Raw genomic sequence first — 11,375 nt, forward strand, 5'->3', positions numbered from 1 at the left:
GGCGACCGATCGAACGCGGCCCGACCTGCCGCAGAGGGTGAGTAGTTGGGGTGACCGACTTCGAGAGCACCGGCTTCGAGAGCATTGGCTTCGAGGGCATTGGCTTGGAGAGCACCGGCTTCGAGAGCGGCGGCTCGGAGAGCACCGGCTTCGAGAGCAGCGGCTTCGAGAGCAGCGGCTTCGAGAGCGGCGGCTTGGAGAGCAGCGGCTTCGAGGGCTTCGCCGATGCCGTGCGCCGCCGGGCGGCCGACGCCCCGGCGCACCACGCGATCCGGTTCTGCGTCCCGGGGAGCGCGGACGAGACGCTGAGCTACGGCGAGCTGGACCGGCGGGCGCGGGCGGCGGCCCACTGGCTGCGCGGCCGGGTCGCCGCCGGGGACCGGGTGCTGGTCGCCTGCCCGCCCGGCACCGGGTTCCTGCGGGCGTTCCTGGCGTGCGTGTACGCGGGGGCGGTGGCCGTACCGGTGCCGCTGCCCGGCGGGTTCGGCCGCCAGGAGACCCGGACCGGCGCGATCGCCGCCGACACCGGGGCCCGGCTGCTGCTGACCGACCGGGAGGGGGAGCGGGCCGTACGGCAGTGGCGGGACGGGGGCGGGAGCGGGGCGGGCCTCGCGGTGGCCACCGTCGAGGAGGCGGAGACGGCCGGGGACCCGGCGCGCTGGGCAGGGCGTCCGCCCCGCGCCGACGACCTCTGCTTCCTCCAGTACACCTCCGGCTCCACCGGCGACCCGAAGGGCGTGATGGTGTCGCACGGGGCGCTGGTGCACAACCTGCGGCTGATGCGCGACAGCCACGGCTGGCACGGCGGGCTGACCTGGTGCAGTTGGCTGCCGCCGTACCACGACATGGGGCTCATCGCGATGATGCTGATGCCGCTGTACCTGGGCGGCACGGCGGTGCTGATGGCGGCCACCGAGTTCCTGAAACGGCCGGTGAGCTGGCTGCGGCTGATCGAACGGCACCGCGCCGACATCAGTTGCGCCCCCGACTTCGCCTACGACCTGTGCGCCCGCAGGCTCTCCGAGGAGCAGACCGCCGGACTGGACCTGACGAGCTGGCGGTACGCCTGCGACGGGGCCGAGCCGATCGACCCGGGCACCCTGCGCCGGTTCGCCGACCGGTTCGCGGCCTCGGGCTTCGCCCCCGAGTCCCTGCTCCCCGGCTACGGCCTCGCCGAGGCCACCCTGTACGTCTCCGGCACACCCGCCGCCGAACCGCCGGCCGTGCTGCGCGCCGACGCCGACGCGCTGGCCCGCGGCCGGCTCACCCGCGCCGACGGGGACACCCCGGCCCGGGACCTGGTGAGCTGCGGTGTGGTGCGCGGCCTCGACGTCCGGATCGTCGACCCCGGGACCCGGGCGGAGCTGTCCGGCGGCGCGGTCGGGGAGATCTGGATCCGCGGCGGCAGCGTCGCCCTCGGCTACTGGAACCGGCCCGGCGCCACCGAGCGGGTCTTCGGCGCCCGCACCGCCGCCGGGGACGGCCCCTTCCTGCGCACCGGCGACCTCGGCGCGCTGCACTCCGCCCGGCTCTATGTCACCGGGCGGCTGAAGGAGACGCTGGTCGTCCGGGGCCGGAATCTGTACCCGCACGACCTCGAACGCGCCCTGCGCGCCCTCGACCCCCGCTTCACCGACCTCCCCACGGCCGTCTTCGCCTCGACGCCCCCGGACGGCGGCGGTGAGGAGATCGTCGCCGTGCAGGAGATCCGGGGCCGGGGCCTGCGCCCGGCCGAACTGACCGACCTGGCCCGCCGGGCACGGGCCGGGCTCGCCCGGGGTCTGGGGGCGCGGGTCGGCGCGGTGGTGCTGGTCCGGCCGGGCCGCATCAGCCGCACCACCAGCGGCAAGATCCAGCGGGTCCGGATGCGGACCCTGTTCGAGACGGGGGAACTGGCACCGCTGCACGAGGAGCTGTCGGCCACGCTGAGCACCGCGTTCCGGTCCCCGGTCGGCACGGGAACCACGCCCCCGGCCCGGGATCCGGGCGGGGGCGCGACTCCGGGCGCGGCCTCGACACCGGGCGCGGCCCCGACTCCGGGCGCAGCCCCGACCCCGGGCACGGCAGCGGCCCGGGATTCAGGCGGGACCCCGACCCCAGGCACGGCAGTGGCCCCGGACGCGACCCCGACCCCGGGCACGACAGCGGCCCCAGGCGCAGCCCCGACCCCGGGCACGGCAGCGGCCCGGCATTCGGGCGCGACTCCGACCCCAGGCACGGCAGCGACCCCGGGCGCGACCCCGACCCCGGGCACGACAGCGGCTCAGGATTCCGGCGCGACCCCGACGCCAGGCACGGCAGCGACCCCGGGCGCAGCCCCGACCCCGGACGCGACCCCGACCCCGGGCACGACAGCGACCCCGGGCACGACAGCGACCCGGGATTCCGGCGCGACCCCGACGCCAGGCACGGCAGCGACCCCGGGCCAGGCCCCGGATCCAGACCAGCCCCAGCCCCAGCCCCCAAACACCGCCCCCACCCCGCTCCTGACGTCAACCCCGGCCCCGGCCGTAACCTCGGCCTCGGCCTCGACCGCAACCCCGGTCCCAACCCCGCCCCTGAGCACCCCCCTCGCCCTCGACACCCGCCTCGGTGACCCCCGCGACCCCGCCCGTGCCCTCTCCCACGCGCGGGCCGGTGCTCTCGACCGGGCGGAGGCGTTCCCGGACGCGGCCTGCCGGGAGCTGGACGCGCTGGGGGTGCCGCGCTGGTTCGTGCCCGCCGGGCACGGTGGTGAGCTGCGGTCCGCCGAGGAACTGCTCCACCTCATCCGCACCCTGTCCCGCCGCGACTTCACCGCCGCGCTCGCCCACCACAAGACCTACCTCGGCGCGGTGTCGGTCTGGGTGGCCGGACGGCCCGGGCAGGCCGCCGCCCTGGGCGACCGGATCCGCGCCGGGGCCGTCGTCTCCCTCGCCGTCACCGAACGCGACCACGGCGGCGATCTCCTCGCCGGGGAGCTGCGCGCGGAGCGGACCGCGGACGGCTGGCGGCTGCACGGCGAGAAATGGCTGATCAACAACGCCTCCCGGGCCGATCTGTGGTGCGTCCTGGCCCGGACCAGGCCCGAGGGCGGCAGTCGCGGCTTCTCCCTCCTCCTGGTCGACCGCGCCCGGCTCGCCGACGGCACCTGGCGCACCCTGCCCGCCGTCCGCACCCACGGCGTGCGCGGCGCCGACATCAGCGGGGTCGCCTTCACCGGGGCCGAGGTCCCGGCGGACGCCCTGGTCGGCGCGGAGGGCGAGGGGCTGGAGATCGTCCTGAAGGGCTTCCAGATCACCCGGACCCTGTGCTCGGCCATGTCGCTGGGGATGACCGAGAACGCCCTGCGGATCGCCACCGGCTTCGCGCACGGCCACCGGCTCTACGGCCGGGCCCTCGCCGACCTCCCGCACACCGCCCGCACCCTGGCCGAGTGCCGGGCCGATCTGCTGGCCATGGAGGCGGTGAGCCTGGTCGCCACCCGGTCCCTGCACACCCTGCCCGAGGAGCAGAGCGCGGTGTCGGCGCTGGTGAAGTATCTGGTGCCGACGCTGGGCGACGAGGTGATCGGCGCGCTGCGCGGGGTGCTCGGGGCCCGCGCGATGCTGGTGGACGGGTTCGCCGACGGGGCCTTCCAGAAGCTGGAGCGCGACCACCGGATCGTCGGCATCTTCGACGGCAGTACGGCCGTCAACCTGTCCGCGCTGATCGGGCAGTTCCCGGTGCTGGTGCGGGGCTGGGAGCGCGGGCTCGCCGACCCCGGCGCGGTGGCCGCCGCCGCCCGCCGCGACCCGGCGCCGCCGCCCCCGCTGGACCCCGGGCGGCTGAGCCTGTACGCCCGGTCCGGGTCCGGCGTGGTGCAGTCGCTGCCGGACGCGGTGGCCCGCACGGCGGCGCTGGCCCCGCCGTCCGTCGCCCGCCGGGCCGGGGAACTCCTCGCGCTGGCCGGCGAGCTGCACACCGGACTCGCCGCCCACCGCCACACCGCGCGGGCCGTCCCGGAGGCCGCCTTCGGCGCCGCCCGCCGCTACGCCCTGCTCTACGCGGGTGCCGCCGCGCTCCACCTCTGGCTGGAGAACACCGGCTCCGCCGGGGGCCCGCTGTGGCGGGACGCGGTCTGGCTGGACGCCGTCCTCGCCCGGCTGCTGCGCCGCCTGACCGGCGCCCCGGACCTGGACGACCTCGACGGACCGGCGCTGGACGCCCTGCCCTCGGGGGAGGCGGACGGCTCGTTCCCGTCCCCGTCCCTGTTCACTCCGTTCCTCCAGCCCACCGGGACCACGACATGACGGATCTGCTGACCCCCGCTCCCCCGGACCCGGCCCTCGAACGGCTGGCCCGGATGGAGGAGTTGCTCGGTGACGCCCACGACCCCGGCAACCCGCTCGGGCTGCGGGCCGTCCTCGCCGCCGATGAGCGGGGGGAGTTGCTCGCGGACGGGGAGCGGGCGCTCGCGGCGTTCGGGCTGGGCGCCGAGTTCGTGCCGCAGGAGTTCGGGGGGCGGTTCGCGCGGGCGGACCGGTTCGCGCTGCTGCTGCGGGCGCTGTTCCGGCGGGACGCCTCCCTCGCCATCGGCAACGGCGTCACCAGCTTCATCGCCGGGCTGCCGATCTGGGCGGACGGCAGCGCCGAGCAGCGGCGGTGGGCGGCGCACCTGCTGTGCGGGGGCGGCCGGATCGCCGCCGCGTACACCGAACTCGACCACGGCAGCGACTTCGCCCGGATCGCCCTGACCGCCCGGCCCGCGCCCGGCGGCGGGTATGTCCTGGACGGCGGGAAGCACCTGGTCAACAACATCGGGCGGGCCGAGGCCGCCGTTCTGTTCGCCCGGACCTCGGACCGGCCGGGCAGCCGGGGCCACTCCCATCTCCTGATCGACCTGGCCGACGATCCCGAGGACCGCACCGACCGCACCGACCACACCGACCGCACCGACCGCACCGACCGCACTGACCGCTCCGGGCGCCATCCCGTCTCCGGGGTGCGGGGCTGTCTGCTGGGCGGGGTCTCCTTCGACTCCGTGCCGGTCCCGGGCGGTGCCCTGCTCGGTGCCGAGGGCGCCGCCCTGGAGACCGTGCTGAAGGTCTTCCAGGTCACCCGGTGCGTGCTGCCGGGCATGGTCGTCGGCATCGGCGACAGCCAGATGCGGACCGTGCTGGACTTCGCCGCCGGGCGCCGACTGTACGGGGCGCCGATGGACGCGCTGCCGTCGGTGCGCTCGCACCTCGCCGCCGCCTTCGCCGATCTGCTGGTCTGCGACGCCCTGGCGACGGTGGCCGCCCGCACCCTGCATCTCGTACCGGAGGAGGCGGGGGTGCGGTCGGCGGCGGTGAAGTATCTGGTGCCGAAGCTGCTCCAGGACAGCTCCTACCGGCTCGGGACGCTGCTGGGCGCGCGCGGCTATCTGCGGGAGGGGCCGCACGCCGGGTTCCAGAAGGCGGCGCGGGATCTGCCGGTGGTGTCGCTGGCGCACGCCGGGGGCGCGGTGTGCCTGGCGAACATCGTGCCGCAGCTCGCCCGGCTGGCCGAGCGGTCCTGGCGGCCCGCGGTGGCGGGGAGAGCGAGCGCGGGGGCGGGGGCGGGGGCCGAGCTGTTCCGGCCGCACGGTCCGCTGCCCCCGCTGGACCTCGGGCGTCTGGAGCTGACCTCGCGCGGCGCCGACGGGCTCACCGCCCGGCTCCCGGAGTGGGCCGACGCCCTCGCCGCCTCCGGCCCGCCCGAACTCGCCGCGCTCGCGGGGCGGTTCGCCGGGGCGCTGGCCGATCTGGCGCGCCGGGCGGAGGCACTCCCGCCGCGCGACCGCACCCCGGTGGCCGGGCGCCGCGCCTTCCTGCTCGCCGAGCGCTACGCGCTGCTGACGGCGGGGGCGGCCTGCCTGGGCGTCTGGCGGACGGCCCACGACCCGCACGACCCCGGTCCCGGCCCCGATTCCGGTCCCGATTCCGACCCCGGTCCCGATGCCGGTCCCGATTCCGACCCCGGTCCCGATGCCTTTCTCGCCGACCCCCGCTGGGTCACCGCCGCCCTGCACCGGCTCGGCGAGCGCCTCGGGCTGGTCCAGGGGCCGCTGCCCGAGCCGCTGGCCGACGCGCTGTTCACCGAGCTGACCGCCCGCCGCCACGGCCACCGCACCTTCGATCTGTTCCGCACCCGGCTCTCCGGTCGGGCGCCGTCCGACCGTCCGACCGTCCGTTCACGGAGTTGACTCACATGACCGACACCGCGTCCGCCGCCGACACCGCGCCCGAGGCGATCCACACCTGGCTCGTCGACCGGGTCGCCTACTACCTGGAGCGACCCGCCACCGATGTGGACCCGGGCGCCGACCTCGCCGAACTGGGCCTGGACTCGGTGTACGCGCTCACCCTCTGCGGGGATGTGGAGGACCGCTACGCACTGGTCGTGGAACCCACCCTGGCCTGGGACCACCCGACGATCGAGGCGATCACCGCCCATCTCGCCACGGAGCTGGCCCACCGGGACGCGTCCTAGGACAGGGAGGGGCCAGCCATGCCCGAGAAAACCCTCCCCGGGGTGTTCCCAGGGATTCTGTCGACCGTGGGGAACACCCCGCTGGTCGAACTGGAAAGGCTCATACCGCACTTCTCCTCCCGGGTCTTCGGGAAGATCGAGCGCTTCAACCCGGGCGGCTCCATCAAGGACCGGTCCGCGCTCGGCATGCTGCTGGGCGCGATCGAGAGCGGCGAGGTGGAGCCCGGCCGCTCGGTGATCGTCGAGTCCAGCTCCGGCAATCTGGCCGTCGGACTCGCCCAGATCTGCCGCTACTTCGGGCTGCGCTTCGTCTGCGTGGTGGACGGCAAGACCACCGAGCAGAACCTCGCCATCCTCCGGGCGTTCCGCGCGGAGGTCGAGATCGTCACCGAACGCGACCAGGTGACCGGCGAGTTCCTCCCGGTGCGGCTGCGCCGGGTGCGGGAGCTGGTCGCGTCGATCCCGCACGCCTACTGGCCCAACCAGTACGCCAGCCTCGACAACCCCCGGGCGCACGAGACGACCATGCGGGAGATCGTGGACAGCCTCGACGGCAAGGTCGACTATCTCTTCGCCTCCGTCTCCACCTTCGGCACCCTGCGCGGCTGCCGGGACCACATCCGCGCCCGCGGCCTGGACACCAGGGTCGTCGCGGTGGACGCGCTGGGCAGCGCCATCTTCGGGCTGGAGTCCACCCAGCGGCTGATCCCGGGGCACGGCGCCTCGGTGGTGCCACCGCTGATGGACCCAGACGCCGCCGACGACGTCGTGCACATCTCGGATCTGGAGTGCGTGGTGGCCTGCCGGCGGCTGATCGCCCGGGAGGCGGTCCTCGCGGGCGGCTCCTCGGGGGCGACGGTGGCCGCGCTGTGGAAGATCCGGCACCGGATCCCGCCCGGCTCGCACTGCGTACTGGTCTTCCCCGACGGCGGCGACCGCTATCTGAGCACCATCTACTCGGACACTTGGGTGCGGGCCAACTTCGGTGATGTGTTCCACCTCTGGAAGGAGTGACCGGGTGGACGACGGAACGACGGGACGGACCCCCGCGGTGCCCGAGCGCGGGCCGCTGCCGCTGAGCACCGGCCAGGAGGCCCTCTGGCTCGCCCACCAGCTCGACCCGGACAGCTCCGCGTACAACGTGGTGCTCGCGGTCCGGCTGCGCGACCCGGTGCGCGTCGACGCCCTCCAGGACGCCCTGCACGCCCTCGCCGCCCGCCACGAGCTGCTGCGCTCCCGGTTCCCGGCCGCCGCCGACGGCCCCGTCCGGTACGCCGGGCCCCCGGAGCGGGTACGGCTCCAGGTGCGGGACCTGCCGCCCGGCAGCGGCGCACCCGAGCTGCTGCGCGCGGCCACGGACGCGGGCCGCGAGCCCTTCCGACTGGCCGCGTCGGCGTTCCGGGCGGTGCTGCTGCGCCGGGCGCCCGACGACGGCGTCCTGGTCACCGTCACCCACCACCTCGTCAGCGACGCCACCAGCCAGTGGCTGCTGGTCCGGGACCTGTTCGCGCTCTACGGCGCACGCACCGGCGCGCGCGCCGCCGCCCTGCCGGATACCTCCGCGCTCCCGGGCGCCACCGCACTCCCGGATACCTCCGCGCTCCCGGGTACTCCCGCCGGGTGGGACGCGCAGGTGCGGGCGGAGGCGGAGTTCGTCGGCTCGCCACGCGGGAAGCGGGCCGCCGGGCACTGGCGGACGGTGTGCGCGGGGCTGGCGGCGGCCGAACTCCCCGCCGACCGGCCCCGCCCCGCCCGCCGGACCCTGAACGGCGCCACCCACGAGGTCGCCCTGGACACCGCCACCGCCGCCCGGCTGCGGGCGACGGCGGCCGGGCGGGGGATCACCCCGTTCGCCTGGCTGCTCGGCACCTTCCAGGCGGCCCTGCACCGCTCCGGCGCCGGACCGGCGTTCCTGATCGGCTGCCCCGCCACCACCCGGTTCACCCCGGGCACCCGTGAGGCCGTCGGCTACTACGTCAACGCCCTGCCGGTCGCGGCCCGGTTCACCCCGGCGACGACCCTGCTGGAGACGGTCACCGCCGCGCGGCACCAGCTCCGCGCCGGTCTCGCGCACGCCCGCCTGCCCGTCGAGCTGATCCCGGGCGGCCCGGCGGGCGGCCCGCTGTTCCGGATCTCCTGCACCCTGGTCGCCGCCGACCGGCTGCCCGTCGAGGGCCTGTACGAGACCCTGCGCGGCGGCGGCCCGGTCCGGCTCGGCGGACTGCGGGCCGAGCTGTACGACGTCCCGCAGCAGGAGGGGCAGCTCGATCTGACCGTGGAGATCCTCCAGGACGCCACCGGCTTCCGGGCCGTCCTGCGCTACAACACCGACCTCTTCGACGCCACCGCCCCCCAGCGGTTCGGCACCACCTGGCTCCGGCTGCTGGAGACCTCCCTCGACGCACCGGACACCCCGGTCGCCGCCGTGGCGCTGGTCGGCGACGACGATCTGCGGGCGCTGCTGGCGCTCGGGACGGGCGGTGCGTGATGACCGGAACGGTCGGTGGTGCCGCTACCGGTACCGATGCCGCTACCGGTGCCGATGCCGGTACCGGCAGGGTCGAGGACGTCCCGGAGGTGCAGCGGCTGCCCGGCGGACCCGCCGTGTGGTGCACCAACGGGCCCGCCGCCGTGGCGATGTGGCGGGAGATGCTGCCGCCCGGCCTCTACCACCGGGCCGCCGAACGGCTCCGCCCCGGCGACACCGTCCTCGACATCGGCGCCAACATCGGGCTGATGTCGGTGTACTGCGCCCGGCTCCGCCCCGGGGTGCGGATCGTCGCCGCCGAACCCGCGCCCGCCCTGCACACCTGCCTGACCCGCAATCTCGCCGAGCACACCGCCCCGGGCTGGCGGGCCGACCGCACGGCCGTCGCCGACCGGCCGGGCCGGCGGACGTTCACCTACTACCCGCAGGCGCCCGGCAACTCCGGGCTGCACGCCGACCGCGCCGCCGACGACGAGATCACCCTCGCCTACCTGCGCAACAGCGGCGTCGACGCCGAGGACGCGGCGGAACTGGTCGGGGAACTGCACCGGGGCGTGGAGTTCACCGTGCCCGTGGTCACCGTCTCGGAGCTGCTGCGCCGCCACCGGGTGGACCGGGTCGAGCTGCTGAAGGTCGATGTGGAGCGGGCCGAACTGGAGGTGCTGACCGGCATCGAGGCCGGGCACTGGCCCCGGGTGGGGGCGGTGGTCGCCGAGGTGCACGACGACGCGGACGGGCGGCTGTCCCGGATCCGGGCCCTGCTGACCGGCCACGGCTTCGAGGTCCGCGTCACCCAGGACCCGCTGCTGACCGGCACCCCGCTCTACGACGTCGAGGCCGTGCGGCCCGTATAGGGGCCATATAGGGCCGGAACCCACCATCGGCCGAGTACCGAAGGTGCCGTCCGGACGGCGTCCCGACCCCGCAGAGAGGGAACCCCCATGCTGATCCTGCGCCGTGCCGATGTGACGGACGTGCTGTCCGGGCGGGAGCGGGAGGTCATCGACCTCGTCGCCGACGCCTACCGGCTGCACGACGCGGGGCTGACCTCGCTGCCGCACTCCACCTTCCTGCGCTTCCCGGAGGAGCGGCACGCCCGGGACCGGATCATCGGGCTGCCCGCCTACCGGGGCGGGGAGCGGCCCGTCGCCGGGATGAAGTGGATCGCCTCCTTCCCGGGCAATGTCGCCGCCGGGGCGGAGCGGGCCAGCGCGGCGCTGGTCCTCAACTCCCTGGACACCGGACGGCCGGTGGCGTTCGCCGAGGCCGCGGTGGTCTCCGCCCGGCGCACCGCCGCCTCCGCCGCCCTCGCCGCGGCCGAGCTGACCCGGGGCCGGCCCGCCCCGCACGCGGTGCTGCTGATCGGCTGCGGGGTGATCAATCTGGAGATCCTGCGGTTCCTCACCGCCGCCCTGCCCGATCTGCGCGAGGCCGCCCTCTACGACACCGACCCGGCGCGCGCCGAGGCGTTCACCATCCGCGCCGCCGAGGCGGCCCCCGGGGTGAAGGCGTACCCGGTCACCGATCTGCCCGCCGCCCTCGCCGGGCACCGGCTGATCTCGCTGGCCACCACCGCCGCCACCCCGCACCTGGACCTGACCGCCTGCGGCCCGGACACCACCGTGCTGCACATCTCGCTGCGCGATCTGACCCCGGAGACGATCCTCGGCGCGATCAACGTGGTGGACGACGCCGATCACGTCTGCCGGGAGCGCACCTCCCTCGACCTCGCCCAGCAGGTCAGCGGCGGCCGGGAGTTCGTGCACGCCACCATCGGCGCCCTGCTGCGCGGCACCGCCGCCCTGCCGGCCGACCGCACCCGCCCGGTCATCTACTCGCCGTTCGGCCTGGGCGTCCTGGACGTGGCCCTCGCCGAGTTCGTCCGCGAGGAGGCCGAACGGCGGGGGCTCGGCATCCGCGTGGACGACTTCCTGACGGACTGACGGACCCCCGGACCCCCGGACCCCCGGACCCACGGACCGCCGGACCGCCGGACCGCCGGACTGACGGACCCCCGGACCGCCGCCACGGCAGACAGCGCCCAGCGCCACCCCAGAAACACCCCTTTCCTCCCCATCCGCACCCTCCGAAGGAGCCCCCATGACCACCTCTCAGACCACCTCCCAGACCTCCGCCGAGACCCCCGCCCCGACCCTCGCCCAGCCCCCCGCCGAGCCCGAGGGCCCCCGTCAGCAGGTGGTGGTCAACGACGAGGAGCAGTACTCCCTGTGGCCCGCCGGACGGCAGCTCCCCGCCGGGTGGCACGCCGAGGGCACCGAGGGCACCCGCGAGGAGTGCCTCGCCCGGATCTCCGAGGTGTGGACGGACATGCGCCCGCTGAGCCTGCGCCGCCGGATGCACGACTCGTCCGCCGCCTGACGCCCCCGCGCCCGCCCCGCACCCAGGTCTGTGA

At 75.8% G+C, this 11,375-nt stretch carries 8 protein-coding genes; all 8 read left to right on the plus strand.

Annotated features, from left to right (window positions below; genetic code table 11):
- The first annotated feature begins 50 nt into the window (after positions 1 to 50).
- The 8 genes from AB0O01_RS25305 to AB0O01_RS25340 all read left to right on the plus strand — a co-directional run bounded on the left by AB0O01_RS25305 (position 51) and on the right by AB0O01_RS25340 (position 11,341).
- Positions 51 to 4,271 (plus strand): AMP-binding protein, encoded by a 4,221-nt coding sequence (locus AB0O01_RS25305; RefSeq protein WP_365316754.1) that lies wholly within the window; start codon positions 51 to 53, stop codon positions 4,269 to 4,271.
- On the plus strand, positions 4,268 to 6,187 hold the full coding sequence (locus AB0O01_RS25310) for an acyl-CoA dehydrogenase (RefSeq protein WP_365316755.1): 1,920 nt from the start codon (positions 4,268 to 4,270) through the stop codon (positions 6,185 to 6,187). The genes AB0O01_RS25305 and AB0O01_RS25310 overlap by 4 nt, the downstream gene beginning before the upstream one ends.
- 5 nt (positions 6,188 to 6,192) lie before the next feature.
- Positions 6,193 to 6,474: an acyl carrier protein gene (locus AB0O01_RS25315; protein WP_365316756.1), complete on the plus strand. Its 282-nt coding sequence runs from the start codon at positions 6,193 to 6,195 to the stop codon at positions 6,472 to 6,474.
- An 18-nt stretch (positions 6,475 to 6,492) separates the two neighbouring features.
- Positions 6,493 to 7,488, plus strand: coding sequence for a 2,3-diaminopropionate biosynthesis protein SbnA (sbnA, locus tag AB0O01_RS25320; RefSeq protein WP_365316757.1), 996 nt, complete (start codon positions 6,493 to 6,495; stop codon positions 7,486 to 7,488).
- 4 nt (positions 7,489 to 7,492) lie between these two features.
- Positions 7,493 to 8,962, plus strand: coding sequence for a condensation domain-containing protein (locus AB0O01_RS25325; RefSeq protein WP_365316758.1), 1,470 nt, complete (start codon positions 7,493 to 7,495; stop codon positions 8,960 to 8,962).
- Entirely contained in the window at positions 8,962 to 9,816 is an 855-nt protein-coding gene (locus AB0O01_RS25330; protein WP_365316759.1) for an FkbM family methyltransferase, read from the plus strand. Before AB0O01_RS25325 ends, AB0O01_RS25330 begins: the two co-directional genes overlap by 1 nt.
- 87 nt (positions 9,817 to 9,903) lie before the next feature.
- A complete protein-coding gene (gene sbnB / locus AB0O01_RS25335) occupies positions 9,904 to 10,905 on the plus strand; it encodes a 2,3-diaminopropionate biosynthesis protein SbnB (RefSeq protein ID WP_365316761.1) in 1,002 nt (333 codons plus the stop codon).
- A 157-nt stretch (positions 10,906 to 11,062) separates the two neighbouring features.
- On the plus strand, positions 11,063 to 11,341 hold the full coding sequence (locus AB0O01_RS25340) for an MbtH family NRPS accessory protein (RefSeq protein WP_365316762.1): 279 nt from the start codon (positions 11,063 to 11,065) through the stop codon (positions 11,339 to 11,341).
- Positions 11,342 to 11,375: the final 34 nt, after the last annotated feature.

Source organism: Streptomyces sp. NPDC093252 (assembly GCF_040683675.1).
Taxonomy (GTDB): domain Bacteria; phylum Actinomycetota; class Actinomycetes; order Streptomycetales; family Streptomycetaceae; genus Streptomyces.

Bases quoted from the DNA above. Each gene is read 5' to 3' on its own strand.
- sbnB (WP_365316761.1), top strand. From the start codon at position 9,904: ATGCTGATCCTGCGCCGTGCCGATGTGACGGACGTGCTGTCCGGGCGG.
- AB0O01_RS25330 (WP_365316759.1), top strand. From the start codon at position 8,962: ATGACCGGAACGGTCGGTGGTGCCGCTACCGGTACCGATGCCGCTACC.
- AB0O01_RS25310 (WP_365316755.1), top strand. From the start codon at position 4,268: ATGACGGATCTGCTGACCCCCGCTCCCCCGGACCCGGCCCTCGAACGG.
- AB0O01_RS25315 (WP_365316756.1), top strand. From the start codon at position 6,193: ATGACCGACACCGCGTCCGCCGCCGACACCGCGCCCGAGGCGATCCAC.
- sbnA (WP_365316757.1), top strand. From the start codon at position 6,493: ATGCCCGAGAAAACCCTCCCCGGGGTGTTCCCAGGGATTCTGTCGACC.
- AB0O01_RS25340 (WP_365316762.1), top strand. From the start codon at position 11,063: ATGACCACCTCTCAGACCACCTCCCAGACCTCCGCCGAGACCCCCGCC.